The 17012-nt window shown below is 54.1% G+C and carries 16 protein-coding genes and 1 tRNA gene; 12 read left to right on the top strand and 5 right to left on the bottom strand.

Annotated elements, in window-relative coordinates:
• Positions 1–158 precede the first annotated feature (158 nt).
• The 8 genes from sS8_RS07535 (at position 159) to trxC (ending at position 7350) form a co-directional block, all read left to right on the top strand.
• A complete protein-coding gene (locus sS8_RS07535) occupies positions 159–1061 on the top strand; it encodes a hypothetical protein (RefSeq protein ID WP_145986444.1) in 903 nt (300 codons plus the stop codon).
• Positions 1062–1152: 91 nt separating this feature from the next.
• Positions 1153–1512 (top strand): hypothetical protein, encoded by a 360-nt coding sequence (locus sS8_RS07530; protein ID WP_119629108.1) that lies wholly within the window; start codon positions 1153–1155, stop codon positions 1510–1512.
• On the top strand, positions 1509–2225 hold the full coding sequence (locus sS8_RS07525; protein WP_119629107.1) for a C39 family peptidase: 717 nt from the start codon (positions 1509–1511) through the stop codon (positions 2223–2225). The genes sS8_RS07530 and sS8_RS07525 overlap by 4 nt, the downstream gene beginning before the upstream one ends.
• Positions 2226–2242: 17 nt before the next feature.
• Positions 2243–2734, top strand: a complete 492-nt coding sequence (locus sS8_RS07520) for a hypothetical protein (RefSeq protein WP_119629106.1) — start codon at positions 2243–2245, stop codon at positions 2732–2734.
• 113 nt (positions 2735–2847) lie between these two features.
• Positions 2848–4272 (top strand): sigma-54 dependent transcriptional regulator, encoded by a 1425-nt coding sequence (locus tag sS8_RS07515; protein WP_119629105.1) that lies wholly within the window; start codon positions 2848–2850, stop codon positions 4270–4272.
• 492 nt (positions 4273–4764) lie between these two features.
• Positions 4765–6483, top strand: coding sequence for a transporter (locus tag sS8_RS07510; RefSeq protein ID WP_232020716.1), 1719 nt, complete (start codon positions 4765–4767; stop codon positions 6481–6483).
• Positions 6484–6599: 116 nt separating this feature from the next.
• Entirely contained in the window at positions 6600–6908 is a 309-nt protein-coding gene (locus tag sS8_RS07505) for a hypothetical protein (RefSeq protein ID WP_119632658.1), read from the top strand.
• A 10-nt stretch (positions 6909–6918) separates the two neighbouring features.
• On the top strand, positions 6919–7350 hold the full coding sequence (gene trxC, locus sS8_RS07500) for a thioredoxin TrxC (protein WP_232020557.1): 432 nt from the start codon (positions 6919–6921) through the stop codon (positions 7348–7350).
• Between the two features lie 84 nt (positions 7351–7434).
• On the opposite strand, the gene sS8_RS07495 is transcribed toward trxC, so the two are convergent.
• Both sS8_RS07495 and glnK read right to left on the bottom strand, forming a co-directional pair.
• Positions 7435–8814, bottom strand: coding sequence for an ammonium transporter (locus sS8_RS07495; RefSeq protein WP_119629102.1), 1380 nt, complete (start codon positions 8812–8814; stop codon positions 7435–7437).
• A 21-nt stretch (positions 8815–8835) separates the two neighbouring features.
• Positions 8836–9174 carry a P-II family nitrogen regulator gene (gene glnK / locus sS8_RS07490; protein ID WP_077732330.1) on the bottom strand — a complete coding sequence of 113 codons (339 nt, stop codon included), beginning with the start codon at positions 9172–9174 and terminating at the stop codon, positions 8836–8838.
• A 221-nt stretch (positions 9175–9395) separates the two neighbouring features.
• On the opposite strand from glnK, the gene sS8_RS07485 reads away from it, so the two are divergent.
• The 4 genes from sS8_RS07485 (at position 9396) to sS8_RS07470 (ending at position 13350) form a co-directional block, all read left to right on the top strand.
• Complete coding sequence (locus sS8_RS07485; protein ID WP_331852285.1) at positions 9396–9704, top strand: accessory factor UbiK family protein; 309 nt, start codon at positions 9396–9398, stop codon at positions 9702–9704.
• A 21-nt stretch (positions 9705–9725) separates the two neighbouring features.
• Entirely contained in the window at positions 9726–11243 is a 1518-nt protein-coding gene (locus tag sS8_RS07480) for a YifB family Mg chelatase-like AAA ATPase (protein ID WP_119629100.1), read from the top strand.
• Positions 11243–13252 carry a DNA helicase Rep gene (gene rep / locus sS8_RS07475; protein WP_119629099.1) on the top strand — a complete coding sequence of 670 codons (2010 nt, stop codon included), beginning with the start codon at positions 11243–11245 and terminating at the stop codon, positions 13250–13252. The genes sS8_RS07480 and rep overlap by 1 nt, the downstream gene beginning before the upstream one ends.
• Before the next feature lie 21 nt (positions 13253–13273).
• Positions 13274–13350: transfer RNA gene (locus sS8_RS07470), tRNA-Arg, on the top strand.
• Positions 13351–14004: 654 nt separating this feature from the next.
• Here sS8_RS07470 and sS8_RS07460 read toward each other — a convergent pair.
• From sS8_RS07460 to sS8_RS07450, 3 genes are read right to left on the bottom strand one after another with little or no spacing between them, the layout of a single operon-like run.
• The gene (locus sS8_RS07460; protein WP_119629097.1) at positions 14005–15156 is read right to left on the bottom strand and encodes an acyl-CoA dehydrogenase family protein; all 1152 of its coding nucleotides are present in this window, start codon (positions 15154–15156) and stop codon (positions 14005–14007) included.
• Positions 15156–16751 carry an amino acid adenylation domain-containing protein gene (locus sS8_RS07455; protein WP_145986443.1) on the bottom strand — a complete coding sequence of 532 codons (1596 nt, stop codon included), beginning with the start codon at positions 16749–16751 and terminating at the stop codon, positions 15156–15158. Before sS8_RS07455 ends, sS8_RS07460 begins: the two co-directional genes overlap by 1 nt.
• On the bottom strand, positions 16729–16980 hold the full coding sequence (locus tag sS8_RS07450) for an acyl carrier protein (RefSeq protein WP_119629095.1): 252 nt from the start codon (positions 16978–16980) through the stop codon (positions 16729–16731). The genes sS8_RS07455 and sS8_RS07450 overlap by 23 nt, the downstream gene beginning before the upstream one ends.
• Between the last annotated feature and the right edge of the window lie 32 nt (positions 16981–17012).

Below are 17012 nucleotides of genomic sequence, written 5' to 3'. Positions count from 1 at the left end.
ATCGTAACCGCGAATGGTGCGACAGATCAAAGCTGCTCTCAAGTCGAAACGCGCATCATCAAGAAAAAAACGGCTGCACGATCGGGCGTCAGAAAATTTTACATTCGGAGAGCAGAAGGGCAACGGCACTTTTTCTCTAAATGCCCGTATCAATATCAATGCGTTACGACTACTTGCCCCGGAGTCGCTCGGCTTTGTCTGTTGATGGCGCACGGGAAATTACGATATGCGGAGGAATGGGGGATTCGCGGCGTTCCATAATCTTTACAAAAACGCACGCTGCTCATTTTGCAAAATATCCGAGAAAACAAAGATATGACGAACTGGTACAAATATTGATGGAGATATGGCGGCGTTCGGACGAGCGCAATGACCACGAATCAGATAATGATTCAGCACCCGTTAATTCAAGGAGATATGAAATGACAAACTTCAGGACGACTTTGTTGGCGACCGGTATCAGCATCGCGTTGGGCTTCTCGGCGGGGGCATGGGCTGAGGCGGATAGTAATGACAATTTTGCCAGTTTCAGCGTGGCGGCGGACGCCAGCAACGAAGCTGAAATCGACGACGAGAGCGACGGTGCTATCGCGATCGGCGGCGGTAACGCGACCCACGACCAGAGCGAAGCTTACGCCGACGACAAATCAGCCGCCGCAAACAACGGGGGCACGGCAACCGTCGACAACAGCGAAAATAGCTCGGCTACCGGCGGCGCGGACGCCGCAAGTGCCTTGAACGGCGGTACGGCGACGATTGACAAGCGTAGCTTCGAGATCGATGTCAGCTCCCAGAGAGCTTATGGCGGCGTAGCCAATCACGACGGCAACGTTGAGTTTGAAAGCACCGCGGTCAATCTTGAAGGCGAAATCGAACATGTATTCGTTACGCCTATCGGTTTCTCCCTCGAAGCCGGGGTACCGGTTACGGCTTCAGCCAATAGCATCGACAACTCGGTTAATGGTGCCGCCGGTATCATACAAATTTCCCAGAACCTAGGCCACGCTTCATTGGTTCAACAAAATACCAATGTTTTCGGCACCGTGAACGTCAGGGAGTAAGAACGACGGGATAACGGACGATTAGAGCACCGGTGAGTGTCGAAGCGCTCGCCGGTGCTCGACCACAGCCTAATGGAAAAAGGTGTGAACAATGCTAAAAGGATTGGTTGGAATTCTGGGTTTTCTCGTCAGCTGTTCATGGGCAACCGGATTTGCCGGCGCTCTTGACGAGGATGTCACATTCGCCTTCGAATCGAATACGTCCGTCGCAAACGGCGATCTGGCCGAGGAGCGTGCCCGCCAGGGCGTGGATGATCTGGCGTTCGCCCGAGGCGCTCTTAAAGCAACGATGGCCGGCAACACGGTCAATGCCAGCAATATGACGACATACAATGTCATAGAAAGCGGCGCATTTAACGATGCCGGCGGAATCATATCCGTGATTCAGAACACCGGAAATAACGTCATTATCCAGAATCTCACCGACGTAAACGTCACGATCATGCCATGAACGGAAGCACCGGTTTTCTCAGTTCATGTTTGCTGGTTGCTTTGTGCCTGGTCAGTACGGTGTCCGGCGTTCGAGCCGGCACCGTAGAGTTTTTAGACGGCCCGGCGGGGCAGGGATACTATAGCATCGGCGTCATGAGTTTCGCGGAAAGGCGATTCAAGACTATCCTCAAGCAGCAGTACGATTTTAGCTGCGGCTCCGCCGCGCTGGCGAGTTTGCTGGCGTTTCATTACGAAGATACGGTCGGCGAACTGGAAGTTTTTGGTGACATGTGGGACCATGGCGACCAGGAAAGAATCAAAACGCAGGGATTTTCCTTGCTGGACATGAAGCTGTACCTTGAACGCCGCGGATACAAGGCTGATGGCTTCAAAATCGGCTTGGAGCAATTGGCCGCAAAAAGGGTACCTGCGATTACTATCATTAATAACAAAGGGTATTTGCACTTTGTCGTAATCAAAGGTTTGGAAGAATCATCCGTGCTGCTCGGCGATCCGGCCCTGGGTTTGAAAAGGGTGGGTCTTCAGGAGTTTGAGGCAGCGTGGAATAATCGTATTCTTTTCGTCATTCGAAACAAAAAGAATATCGCGAACAGACATTTCAATAATGTTGACGAATGGTCGCTTACCCCCAAGGCACCGCTGGCTACAGGGGTTGATAATGGTAGTCTTGCCACTTTTAACTTGATGCGACCCGGAAGATATGATTTCTAGATACAAGGAGTAGTCTCATGATTTCGGGCAAGGACGTTCCTGGGTTGGGAAAGTTCAACGTCAGACACCTGGTTCTGAGCGTTATTTTTTTTGCTTTGATGCCTTGTTCAATTGCGATTTGTACGGCGAGTGACGAAACCGACGTCGGCTGGGCGGCCGTCGAAAACGTAGAACTGGATGAATCGCGCGCCGGGTTCGTGTTGGACAACGGAATCGTCATTGATTTATCCTTCGCCACTTCCGTATTCGTCAACGGACGAGAACAATTTTCTGATCGCCTCGTACTCGCTAAGGACTTTTCCCTCGATCAACTGAGTCGACCGGCCGTGAATAACGGCTCTGGAAATCTGGCGCTGTCCGATGCCGGTCTGAATAACATGGCCGTCATTCAGAATACGCTGGATAATCAGCTAATTACCATGGTTAGAACGATCGATATAACTCTTTCCAATTTTAAGAACATGAATTTGAGCGCTATCGGGCCGAATGGTCGCTGGTTTGCCCGATAGAGAAACGGTATTGCCATTTGTTGATAGGAGACGTCATCATTTAAAATTGTATCCGGTTTTGTTAATAGGGAATATTTTCCTTACTTCTTATAACCAAAGGGAAGGGAAAGCAGATGGAACTAACAGCTGGGATTTCTCGAATCGAAAGGGTGTTTCCGGCCAATCAGGCCTGGAGCGACTTCAGGGATGTCATCTTACTTCAGCCGGGCTGGGCCGACTCGCTCGGCTTGGCGAAAAGCCTTGCCGAAAAGGGCTGGAAGGCCCACATCTCGATGGATACCCGGGAAGCGATAAGATGCCTTAGGTCGAATCGCATCTATGTCGGCGTAGTCCTGCTCGACGCAAGCTTCAGCGAAGAAACGCAAAGCGAGCTATTGGAGGTCATCAACGAAAGTTTATCCACGGAGTGGATTGCGATCGTCGATCCGGCGTGTATGGGCTCGATCGAGCACGCCTCTTTCTTAAGCTCTTTCTTCTTCGATTTTCATACCACTCCCGTGGACATACGCCGGCTTGCCTTTTCGCTCGGGCATGCCTATGGCTCCGCAAAACTCGGGGAGGCCAGTCGCGGGGAGTTTCATCTAGCGATCAATCAGAGGTTTGGATTGATCGGGTCCAGTAAAGCCATGTCCTTGGTCTATGACAATATGCAGAAAATCAGTCGGAGTGACGAACCGATCATCATTAGCGGCGAGACCGGGACGGGAAAGGAAGTTATAGCCAGGGCGATCCACGGATTGTCGCCCAGGGCGGAACGACCATTCGTCGCCGTAAGCTGCGGAGCCATTCCCGAAACGCTGGTTCAAAGCGAATTCTTCGGTCATAGCAAGGGAGCGTTTACCGGTGCGGTTGAAGAGCGAATAGGGCATTTCGAAGCCGCCGCCGGCGGTACCGTGTTCCTGGACGAAATCGAAAATCTCTCGCCGCTGGGACAGGTCTCTCTATTAAGATTTTTGCAGGAAAAGGAACTGACTCCCCTGGGATCAAAGGAATCGCGTCCTGTTGACGTACGCATCATCGCTTCCGCCGGCCCGAATCTGCGAGAAGCGGTGGCTGCCGGGACAATTAGAGAAGATCTATTTTACCGGCTCAATGTATTGCAAATCGATGTTCCCGCTTTGAGACATCGGGATACCGACGCCGCGCAAATCGCGGAATATTTCGTAACCCGGTTCAACCAAGGCAAGCGACGGAATGCGAAACGTTTGTCCAAAAAGGCGATCTCAGCGATTCTCGATTATTCATGGCCCGGAAACGTGCGCGAATTGATGAGCTGCGTCAATCGGGCTGCCATTCTTTCGAGCGGTCGCCTGATTACCGAGGCAGATCTAGGGTTATCCCGCTCCGCGCGATTCAGCGGAAGAACGTTGAGAGAGATAAAGGCTCAGGCCGTGGAGCAAGCGGTGACGTCGGCCCTGGCGGAATCTAAAAGCATCACCAGTGCTGCGCGCCGTCTAGGAGTCTCTCGTGTGACGCTTTATCGCCTGATGGAAAAACATTCCATTACGGCGCCGGGCGTCGAACAAGTCGCTGGATGAGTTATGCCGAGTCCGGGTAGATATATTTGCTTTTTATTAAATGAAAAATTAATTAATAACGCTTAATGTAAACCATTAAATATTTGCCGACATATTTTTCCTGTTATTGCGGCAGATAGTGAGTTCGAATTGCCTCACGATAATCATGATTACTATCCTCGTCGAGGCTTTTCTTTTGCGCGAAAAAAAATCTGCTATATTCGTGCCTTTATTCATTGCTAGCCGGAATGCGGTTTTATGAGGAAGAGATCGCTTTTCGATTCTTACCTATTCCTCTCCAGGCAAAACGGAGAAGGTTCATAACTATTGGTAAAGTTTTTTGGAAAGCGTATCCAGTCGCGCGCAATTAAGGGAATCCAGAGCATGGCGCAACTATGGTTTGACTAGTATACGCATCATGTCAAAAATCGCTTGCGAAACCAGTTAGATTAAAGTACGTTTTGTTACGTCGCAAGTATAAGACATGGACCCAGGGAGGGAACGTCATTGCGCGTGTTGGTCGTTTTCACTATTTTCGGGATATTTCTGGTTTCCGTCTGTGTCGGAGCGGAAATTACAGATATAAAATATGGAGAGTCGGTCGATGCACTAAGACTCGAAGTTTCGGCCTCCGAATATCTGTCGGTTCAGGCTTTCATCGTGGACGATCAAAATCGTCTGGTCATCAAGTTTCCAGGTAGCCGCATCAGCGGAACGCTTTCCCAACCTTCTCATGATCATCCCTTGTTTTCCGGCGTGGCGAGCACCTCGGAAGTCAACGCCGACTTACGTCTAGTGGTCGACTTGAAGCGGCCTGCGACGTTTACCCAATTCTGGGAGCCGGCGTCGTATGGAAGCTCGCCCAAGCTCTTGGTGCAATTTCCTAAGCGCCCAATGTCGGAGCGTGCCGGCAAGTCACCCCGGTTCAAAAACGCTGGAAAACCCGGAGCCAGTCTTATGTCCCCGACTGAAAAAGCGACCGGCAAAACCGCGAACTACGGCGAGATCGAGCAGTTGCGGCGGGCATTGGCGGAACAGCAACGGCTGTTGGATGAGCAAAAGAAAGCTTTCGAGGAACAGCAGCGTAAGCTTCGGACATTGCAAAACCAGCTTGAACATTTGGCTGGAGCTGCGCCGGCCAAACGAACCGATAAGAGCCGGACTATGGAACAAACAAACCGGACCGACGCCGGCTCCGCCAGCCCCCGGAAGGTGGCCGGTAATCGTCAGCCGTCCAGGCCCACGGGGCCGGTCGGACAAGCTCCTGATCCTGCAGAAACGGCAAAGACGCCGGAACTGCCGAGAATTTCGGAAACCGTAGGCGGCGTGTTGACGCCAAAGGGAAATCTGACCCTGGAGCCTTCGCTCGAATACCATTATGCGAGCAATAATCGGGTTTTTCTCAACAGCGCGACTTTCGCTCCGGCTGTTGCCGTCGGGCTCATCGACATCGCCAACCTCGACCGGCATACGTTGCTGGCTGCACTTACCGCTCGCTATGGGCTTAGCGACCGTTTTGAGGTGAGCGCGCGTGTACCCGTGCTTTATCGGGAGGACAGACAACGTTCGCGACCGATCTCGGTCAATGTCAACGCAGACGAAACCTTCGATATCGAGGGATCCGGTTTAGGCGATATCGAACTTACCGCGCGCTACCAGTTGAACGGTGGGAGCGGCGGCTGGCCGATATTCGTGGCGAATCTTGCAACTACCTTACCTTCCGGCAGGAGTCCGTATGATGTCGACTATGTCGTGGTTCCCGGCATTCCGGGTGCCACCTATCCGACCGAACTCCCGACCGGTTCGGGGTACGTCAGTGTACAGCCGAGCATCACGGCCTTGTATCCGACTGATCCGGCAGTGTTTTATGGCAATTTGAGTTATGCGTATAACGTTGAAACGGACGAAGATTTCGAGACAAGCGACGGAACGGAAAAAAGACGGGTGGAACCGGGCGACGCGATAGGAGCAAGCTTCGGGTTGGGGTTCAGTATCAACGAACGCTCATCTTTCAGCATCGGATACTCGCACAAACATGTGTTCGGAACGGAAGTGGGCGGAAAATCCCTTAAAGGATCTAATCTGGATCTCGGCGAGTTTCTTTTGGGCTACTCCTTCAAGCTCACTAGAGACACAAGCCTCAATTTGTCGGTGAGCATAGGCGCCACGGAAGATGCGCAGGATGCCAAGGTGACCCTGAGATTGCCGATGTCCTTCCGGCCGTTCAACTGATGTTCCGCCATCGTTCCAGCGAGATTCCCGAGCACGCATTCAACCGGCATCGACACGCAATGCATCACTCGGAATATCCGTCCCTCGATCCGGTAACTTCAACTGTGGGTATTGATATGAAAACGATCGAACCTTATGTCGGAATACATGACGACCTTTACGGCGGAATGACGGATATCGGCCGCATCATCAGGGATGCTTGGGCGTTCGGATTGATCCCCGAGGCGGAGACCTGTGCCGGATGGCAAGCGGGGGCCATCGAGAGCCTGTGGGAAAAGGTTCATGAAGCCTGGGATCACTATGGCTTCTCGGTGCATAACTTTCCGGAAGAACTTTTCCGTCGGTATGTGAGTATTCAGGAAGACGCGGTCGTTCGGGCGAGAGCCTTGGGCTGGGATCCGGACCGCGACCTCGAGGATGACTAAAACGACATATTTGGAGCACGCTATGCATGTTGTCTGTCCTTTCTGCATGACCTTAAACCGCGTCCCCCCGGAGCGCCTGAAAAACCATCCGAAGTGCGGGCGGTGTCATCGAGAAATTCTTAGCGGGCAGGCGGTAATTCTGGGCGCGGCAAATTTTGAAACGTATATCGGACGAAGCGACCTGCCTGTCGTGGTCGATTTTTGGGCAGACTGGTGCGGCCCGTGCAAAATGGTGGCACCGGTAATCGAACAATTGGCGGAAGAACTGGCAGGACAGGTATGTTTTGGCAAAGTTGATGTCGATTCCGAGCAGACTCTCGCCGGGCGATTCAATATCCGCAGCATTCCGACTTTAATGCTGTTCAAGTCCGGGAAAGAAGTCGACCGGGTGATGGGCGCAATGAATGCCGCAAATCTTCGGCATTGGATTCTTTCGCGCTGATCCCGTTCGGATCCGGACTGAGGCTTGCAAAAAAAGAGGGCGTCCGAAGACGCCCGTCACAGACATGACAAGAAGGGCGCCAAACTAAAGATGGTAAGCCGTTTCGCCGTGCTCGGTTGTATCGAGTCCTTGACGTTCGACTTCTTCGGTAACGCGAAGTCCGATCAGCATATCCACGATCTTGTAGGCGATAAGAGATACCACGCCGGACCAGATGATTACGGTTCCGACTCCCCACGCTTGGCTGGTGAATTGGGCCAGCATGTCGTATTCGACCAGCGAGTCGGTCACATAATCGTAAATACCGGCTCCTCCGAGGTCAGGGGAGGCGAATATACCGGTACCCAATGCGCCGATGATGCCGCCGATACCGTGAACACCGAATACGTCGAGCGAATCGTCGTAGCCCAGAATATTTTTCAAGCTGGTCACTGCCCAGAAGCAGACGGCACCGGCAATGAGGCCGAGAACGATGCTGCCCATGGGGCCGACGAAGCCGCAGGCCGGGGTAATGGCAACCAGTCCGGCGATGGCGCCCGATGCCCCGCCCAACATACTGGGCTTGCCTCGCGAAAGCCATTCGGCGGCCACCCAGGCTAAGGTTGCTGCAGCCGTAGCCAGCAAGGTGTTTACGAAAACCAGAGCGGCCACACCGTTAGCTTCCAGATTCGATCCGACGTTGAAGCCGAACCAGCCCACCCAGAGCAACGATGCGCCGATCATGGTCATGGTTACACTATGAGGCGCGATGAATTCTTTTTTGTAGCCGATCCGCTTGCCGATCAACAGGCAGCCGACCAGTCCCGCGATACCGGCATTGATGTGCACCACCGTCCCGCCGGCGAAATCCAGTGCTCCCTTCTGGAAAAGGAATCCGGCCGTTGCATCGGCGGCTTCGGCTGCGGCGGCGTCCGTGTAGGCGTCCGGACCAGCCCAGAACCAGACCATATGGGCCATGGGAAGGTAGGCGAAGGTAAACCAAAGTATCATGAACAACAGTACCGCTGAAAACTTGATGCGTTCGGCGAAAGAGCCGACGATCAGGGCCGGAGTGATGCCCGCGAAAGTCGCCTGGAATGCGATGTAGGCGTATTCCGGAATATAAATGCCTTTGCTGAACGTGCCGGCGAGCGATTCCGGTGAGACACCTTTCAGGAACGCTTTACTGAACCCGCCGAAGAATGCGTTGCCCTCGGTGAATGCGATGCTGTAGCCGTATATCGCCCATAATAGCGCCATCAGCGAAAAAACCACGAACACCTGCATGAGAACGGATAGCGCGTTCTTGGCGCGGACCATGCCGCTGTAGAACAGTGCCAGTCCGGGAATGGTCATCAAGATGACCAATACGGCGGCAATGAGCACCCACGCGACATCGCCTTTGTCAGGGGACGGCGTAGCAGCTTCTTCGGCCAATGCAAACTCGGTAAAGAACAGAGACAGGGCGGTCAGGATTCGTCTCATGTTATTTTTCTCCTATTCGTTTTAAAGGGCTTCCGCTCCGGTTTCGCCGGTACGGATACGGATGACTTGCTCAAGATCGAGCACAAAAATTTTGCCGTCACCGATTTTTCCGGTGTTTGCCGTCTTGGAGATAGCATCAATCACGGCTTCCAGTTGTTCGTCCGTTACCGCGACTTCGAGCTTGACCTTGGGAAGAAAATCGACGACGTATTCGGCGCCCCGGTACAATTCGGTATGTCCCTTCTGACGGCCGAATCCTTTTACCTCGGTAACGGTGATTCCGGAGATGCCTACATCGGACAAAGCCTCGCGGACGTCGTCCAATTTGAACGGTTTTAGAATCGCGGTCACAAATTTCATGCGAGAGTTCTCCTATAGTGGTGCGGACGCCGCCTTTGTTTCGAGACTGAACCGGCGAAGCCCTGCTCAGACGTGAGGCGTTCTACGACCTAAAAGCAGAACTTGTGCCAAACGTAGTTTGACGCGGCCGGCAAGGCATGAAATGCGATTGTCAAGATGACAGGCGCAAAAAATGCACCATTACGGAGCGTCCAGATTTGCATGCACTATAACGGTGCGTGATGGCTGAAGGGGGTTCCACTGGACGCTTACGGCATCAGTCGGCTATTCTTTTCGCCATGTTCGATAAATCCATGCTAAATGATCTCGCTCGGCATCTTGCCGAGTCGGTGCCGACCGACTTATTCAAGTTGCAGGACGATTTGGAGAAGAATTTCCGCGCGATTCTTCAGGCCTCTTTTGCAAGAATGAACCTGGTCAGCCGGGAAGAGTTCGACGTACAGGCCGCGGTTCTCGCGAGAACGCGGGAGCAACTGGAACGGCTGCAGCTTCAACTCGACGAGTTGGAAAAACGGATCGCCGATCGATAAACCCCCACGGAAGCGGAATCCATGTCCTTGGCCGTCGTATACACTCGGGGCAGGCAAGGCATCGAAGCGCCTTTGGTTACCGTCGAGGTTCACATTTCCAACGGTCTTCCCAGCCTTTCCATCGTCGGCCTGCCGGAAACCGCGGTGAAAGAAAGTAAAGATCGGGTGAGAGGCGCGCTTCTGAACTGTCAGTTCGAATTTCCACTCCAGCGAATCACCGTGAACATGGCGCCTGCCGACATCCCCAAAGAGGGCGGCCGTTTCGATCTCGCTATCGCTTTGGGTATTCTGGCAGCGTCGGGACAGATCAATGGCGCATCACTTAGAGAGTTCGAGTGCGTGGGTGAGCTATCTCTGGGCGGAGAATTGCGCCCGGTGACCGGCGTACTTCCGGTCGCTATTCAAGCGAAACGTGCCGGACGCGCACTGATCACGCCCAGGGAAAATGCGGGTGAAGCGGCTCTCGCCGAGGACGGAAAGGTTCTGGCAGCAAGCCATCTCCTCGAGGTATGTGCCCATTTGAACGGCCAGCAGCGGCTCCCGTTCGAATCGAACGAGGGGACGGCCATAGGTTTCGATGAACTTGCCGACTTCGCGGATGTGCACGGACATTATCAGGCCAAGCGGGCGCTGGAAGTCGCCGCTGCCGGAAAACACAACCTCGTGATGCTTGGGCCGCCGGGAACCGGCAAGTCCATGCTGGCGGCACGGCTTCCGAGCATACTCCCGCCATTGACCGACGAAGAAGCCCTGGAAAGCGCGGCCATTGCGTCGGTCAGCGATTTGCCTTTCGATCCGAGACGCTGGCGCATTCCTCCGTTCCGTGCGCCGCACCACACGGCTTCCGCTCCTGCTTTGGTGGGAGGCGGAGGCAATCCCAAGCCGGGCGAAATTTCCCTGGCGCACAATGGCGTGCTTTTTCTCGACGAATTGCCTGAATTCGACCGTAAGGTGCTCGAGGTTTTGAGAGAACCGTTGGAGACGGGCTGTATCACGATCTCCCGTGCCGCGCGGCAAGTCGATTTCCCGGCCCGGTTTCAGCTCGTCGCCGCAATGAATCCTTGTCCCTGCGGCTACTTGGGCGATGCCTCCGGACGCTGCCGCTGTACCTCGGAACAGGTTCAGCGTTACCGCTCGCGGATTTCCGGACCATTGCTCGACCGGATCGACATCCATATCGAGGTGCCGCGCATTTCCCGGGAAATGTTGCGCCATGGCGCGCCCGGCGGGGAACAAACCAGTTCCGAGATTCGCCGGCGGGTGATCGCGGCCCGGGAAATCTCCCTGCAGCGGACCGGAAAGCCGAATGCTTCGATGGCTCCGCAAGAAATCAAGAAGTATTGCGAGCTGACGGACGAGGGAAACCGGTTGCTCGAGCAAGCGACCGAAAAGCTCGGACTGTCCCATCGCGCTTATCACCGCATCCTGAAACTCGCCCGTACCATCGCCGATCTTGCCGGCGAAGCGAAAATCACCCTTCCTCACCTTGGCGAAGCCATCGGATTTCGGCGGCTCGACCGCGTATCTTCGGGCGTTTGATGGCCGCTCAACTGAATCCGCAGCAACTCGCTGCCGTTAATACTTTGGATTGCCCCTTGCTGGTCCTTGCCGGCGCCGGCAGCGGTAAAACGCGGGTGATCACGGAAAAAATCGCCTATTTGGTCAAACAGAGCACACCGGCGCGGCACATCGCCGCTCTGACCTTCACCAACAAGGCGGCGCGGGAAATGAAGAGCCGTGTCGGCAAACTGCTTTCGGACAAGGACTCGCGCGGCCTGACCGTATCCACTTTCCATTCGCTGGGCCTCGAAATATTGCGCGAGGAGCACGGCGCACTCGGCCTCAAGAAGAATATCTCCATTTTCGATGAGCACGATCGCCTGGCGTTGACCAAAGAACTGATCAAGCACGGATCGGAAAACTGGGAGATCGACGAGGCGGAAAGCTATATCTGGCGCATCGGCCGGTGGAAGAATTTATTCGTGACCCCTGAGCGGGCGCTCGCGGAAGGGCAGGGTGATGCACAGTCCGCGGCCCAACTTTATGCCGAATATGTCCGGCACATGAAGTCCTACAATGCCGTCGACTTCGACGACCTGATACTGCTCCCGGTGCTCCTGTTTCACGAGCACGCGGACATCCTCGATAAATGGCGCAATCGGATACGCTACTTATTGGTCGACGAGTACCAGGACACCAACCTGACCCAGTACGAACTGGTCAAGTTGCTGACCGGCAAACTGGGCCGTTTTACCGTGGTCGGCGACGACGATCAGTCGATTTATGCGTGGCGCGGGGCGCAGCCTGAAAACCTGGCCCAGCTGCAGCGCGACTTTCCGCGGCTAAAGGTCATAAAGCTGGAACAGAACTATCGTTCGACCGGGCGGATTCTGAAGGTCGCCAACTCGCTGATCGCCAACAATCCCCATGTATTCGAAAAACGCCTTTGGAGCGCGATGGGATACGGAGATCCGTTGCGGGTGCTCACGCACAAGGAAGAAGTTGCCGAAGCGCGGCAGGTCGCGTCCGATTTGCTGCACCACAAGTTTCGCCACGGCACCCGATTCCAGGACTATGCGATCCTGTATCGCAGCAACCATCAGTCGCGGCTGTTCGAACGCGCGTTGCGGGAGCACTCCATTCCTTATTTCATCAGCGGCGGTATGTCCTTCTTCAGCTATGCCGAGATCAAGGACATCATGGCCTACTTGCGGTTGCTGGTGAACCCGGACGACGATGCGGCGTTCCTGCGCGTGGTCAACGTACCGCGCCGCGAGATCGGACCGAACACCCTGGAAAAGCTCGGCGCCTATGCAAACCGGCGCCACATCAGCCTGTTTGCCGCCTGCTTCGAATTAGGCCTGCAACAGTCTCTGGGGGAAACGGCCATAAACCGGCTGCGCCACTTCGCCGAATGGATCACCGATGTCGCCGACCGGGCTCGGCGTGGCGATACCTTCGCCGTCATCGAGGACTTCATCGCCAAGATCGGATACGAAAACTGGTTGAGGGAGACCAGTAACAGCGAAGATGCGGCGCGGCGCAAGATGGGACAAGTCCGCGAACTGATCGATTGGCTCAAGCGCATCGCCAAGGACGACGAAAAGGAAAAGAGCCTTTCGGAAGTCGTTTCCCGCATCCTATTGCTCGACGTCCTGGAGCGCGGCCAGGAAGAAAATGCCGGCGACCGGGTCAACCTGATGACGCTGCACGCCGCGAAAGGGCTGGAGTTCCCCTACGTCTATCTGGTCGGCATGGAGGAAAACCTGCTGCCGCACCAGACCAGCATCGAAGAAAATACCATCGAGGAGGAACGCCGCCTGGCCTATGTCGGCATCACCCGTGCGCAGAAGCTTCTGACCTTGAGCTACTGCACGCACCGAAAACGCCATGGCGAAATCGTGAATTGCGAGCCGAGCCGGTTTCTGAATGAACTGCCGGAAGAAGAGCTCGAATGGCCGGAACGGCGCGCGCTCGATCCCGAAACGAAAAAAGAACGGGCCATGGACAGCTTTGCCGCAGTCCGAAGTCTGTTAAACCGATCCTGATTCCTGTAAAATGCACCGCATGCGCCCGTAGCTCAGTTGGATAGAGCGTTGGCCTCCGGAGCCAAAGGTCGGACGTTCGAGTCGTCTCGGGCGCGCCATTCAAGTCAAAAGCTTAGCGAAAGCCAGCGTTCCTAAGATCCCTTCCCGTTCACAAATCATTCACATTGAACGATGACAGGGGTTCCTTATGGCTACCATCCAACAGCTTCCTAGTGGGTCCTGGAATGTCCAAGTCAGACGTGAAGGGGGGCACCAACCAGCAAGACCTTTAAGACGGAAGCACAGGCTCCAAGGCATCAACCCTTTTCAGACTCTCCGCATCGCTTTCGCGGGGGGCTGAGTAGTTACGAATCCCTTACGAGATGAAGCTTCCGGTTCTGCCGAGGAATTATATACTCGGCTACCTTGTAAAACCTTGGCTTTTCCAACCGTGGAAAGCAGCACAACAGGTGGGGCGAGAAGGCACCAATCGGCTCAGGACCGGCCTTTTGACAGGCTCAGGGCGAACGGCCTACTGGGATTGGCTCGTAGGTCCGGTAAATTTCCATCCGAAATTCCGGCGCTGCCGCCACCGACCTTTAGCTGACACCGAACTGCCCGCCGCGCCCAGCGCTGAGGGCGTACGCCGGCTTGCCACTGCACCGCGCCGAATCCGCCCATGGCACTTCCTTCGCCCCATCCTTGGGTAGAAAAGCTCTCCATTTCGGATCGTAAGTTTTCTTTCTGCCTCTGAGCGAGAGTCTCCCGGTCTTTCATCCAAGCCCCAGCCAACGGGCGATAATATTTCGCTGCATTTCCGAAGTTCCTGAATAGATGGTGCTGCCTACGGCATCGCGCAAGGCGCGCTCAACCTCGTACTCAGCCATAAATCCATAACCACCGTGGATTTGAACGGTATCGAGAGCTGATCCAACGAGCGATTCGCTGACGAAGAGCTTCGTGATCGCCGCATCCAGAGCCGCAGTTCTTGCGTGATCCAAGCGCCACGCTGCACAGTACGCCAATAATCGGGCCGCTTCCAGCTGGACTTTCATATCGGCAATCTTATGTGAAATCGCCTGGAACTTTCCGATGGCTTGTCCGAATTGGGAGCGCTTCCGTGCATAAGCAACCGATGTCTCCAAAAGGCGTTCCATCGTTCCCACATGACTTGCAACCAGTACGATACGCTCCCAGTCCATGGCGGTTGCGAAGATACTCGTACTTCCACCAACAGTGCCAAGCACGGCGTTTTTAGGGACATAAACGTTGTCCAGCACCAACTCGCTGACCTGCGCGGTATGTAACCCCAGCTTCTCGAACCGCTTTCCATGTGAAAAACCAGGCGTGCCTTTTTCAATGATGAATGCCGTCGCGCCTCCGTGAAACCCCTTCTGCAGATCGGTCATCGCGAAAACGATTGCCAGGTCGCCGATAGGCCCATTCGAGACAAAGGCTTTGGTACCGTTGATTCGCCAGCCGTTGCCGTCCCGCTCCGCCCGTGTCTGCATTGAAAACGGATCGGAACCCGCGCCGGGCTCGGTAATGGCGTGCATGCCGATCAGACGGCCGTCGCAAAGACCCGGTAGGTAACGTTGTTTTTGTTCCTCCGTGCCATGTTTTGATATCGGTGCTATGCAAGCCAAGATATGCGCGCAGATCGAAAATACCAGCCCCCCATCACGACAACCATAACCGAATGCTTCCAGTCCCATTGCGCACGTTAAGGCATCGACGCCGCTTCCTCCATAGGTCTTGTCGGCCGGAAGGCCCTGAATGCCGAATTCGGCGCATTTCTGCCAAAGTTCTCTCGAGAATATTTGCTCGCGGTCACGCGTTACGACATCCTCGTTCAATTCCTGCTGTGCAAACTTAATGATTCTGTCTCGCAGCGCCTTTTGCTCTTCCGAAATCGAGAAATCCATCAAAGTATCTCCTTCAACCGTTGATAATCGATTTTGTCAGTCGAGGTCTTGGGTAAAGCTTCGCGCCAGATAAATACGTCCGGAATCATGTAAAAAGGTAAATGTTCTGAACAAAAACGCTTCATCTCGATCATGGACGGGTGCTTCGTATTGCGGCAACTCAAAAAGGCCTTGATTCTAACGCCGACTTCTTCATCGGGAACTGCTATTACCGCCGCCTCCTTGATCGAAGCATGGCAATACAAACCTGCTTCAATTTCGCCGAGTTCGACGCGATAGCCGCGCCGCTTGACCATACGGTCGCGCCTTCCTACATAGGTATAATTGCCGTCATCCGTCTGAATCACGAGATCGCCGGTACGATACCAACGGCGTCCATCCTCGATCAGGAAAGCTTCCGCCGTTCTCTCCGAAAGTCCCCAATAGCCGACCATGACATTACCTCCACTGATGCAAAGCTCCCCGGCTTCTCCCCGTGACTGGACATGTCCATGTTCATCGATGATCTTTCCCTCCAGATGATCGCAAACTTTTCCGATCGGGAAAGGAATCGTTCTCTCGTCCGGAATCGGGAGGGGCAGCTCATAGTACGTACAAACATTAGTTTCGGTTGGGCCGTATAAGTTAAAGTACCGTGGTTTGGGTAGCAGCCGCGTCAAGGCTCGTAAATGCTTTACTGGAAAAACCTCGCCGGCGAATAATACGAGTCTAAGTGATGAATAATCCTTATTCGCAAGATCACCGAATTGAGCGAGCAGACTAAGAATGGACGGTGCAGAATACCAGGATGTGATCTTATGTTCCGCGATAAATGGCGCTAGCCGATGGGGATCCTTACCGATATCGTCCGGCACCAAAACTAAGGTTGCACCATGTTTAATGCTTAGATAAATATCTAGAATCGAGAGATCAAAGTGAAAGGGTGCATGAGAGGAAAACCGATCGGTTTCGCACGGCTGAAAAACGTCCGAACACCAGTCAATAAAGCTTACAGCGTTCTCGTGCGTCAACGTTACCCCTTTCGGTTTGCCTGTCGAGCCCGAGGTATAGAGAATGTAGGCAAGATCATCCGGTTTCGAGGCGACAGGCTCCGCTGCCACTCGCGTAGCCGATCCGATTTGCTTCAGCGCCTTATCCAGCCCGATTCCACCACCGACTCCTTCGATAGTCAGAAAGAAGGGAGCCGAATCCGGCTGTACCAACTCAGCTCCGAGCTGGTCCGCAAAGCGTTCGTCCACGATAATCAGCTTGACCCCGCAATCCTGCAGGATGAACCCATTGCGCGAAGGCGGAGCGCTCGGATCAACCGGGACATACGCTGCACCGGCTTTTAAAATACCCAAAATTGCGGCCACGGCATCAATCGACTTACGCATGTAGATACCGACACGATCGCCCGCCTGAACGCCTTGGTCGTAAAGATAATCGCGCACGCCGTCAGACAGTTCGGAAAGCTCGCGATAGCTAATACTTCCAGCGCCGGGCTCTACGACTGCGGTATATTCCGGGTAATGCTGTGCGGCGTGCACAAAATATTGATGTAACGCGCGTGCTGTCATATGAATACCGAAATTATGATTTTTTTGAGCTAACAAGCTGCGTGATTAATGCAATCGTATCCAGATATTCCGGATCGGTTTCATGAGCCTGAACCGTTATACCGTATTGATTTTCCAAAAAGAGTACCAGCTTGATCGTGGCAATGGAATCGAGTATCCGCCCCGTGATAAGAGGCGTTGAGTCGGTTAATTCATTGGGATCTTCACCCGGAAGAAATTCCCGAAGGATGAAATCCTTAATAGCGGATTTTATTTCTTGGGTCATTTGAATCTCCAGTTTATGTCATTAATCGCAGC

The sequence above is a fragment of the Methylocaldum marinum genome (genome assembly GCF_003584645.1).
GTDB lineage: Bacteria > Pseudomonadota > Gammaproteobacteria > Methylococcales > Methylococcaceae > Methylocaldum > Methylocaldum marinum.
Note: the sequence above shows the minus strand (reverse complement) of the source record. Positions and strands in the feature narration are given on the sequence as shown.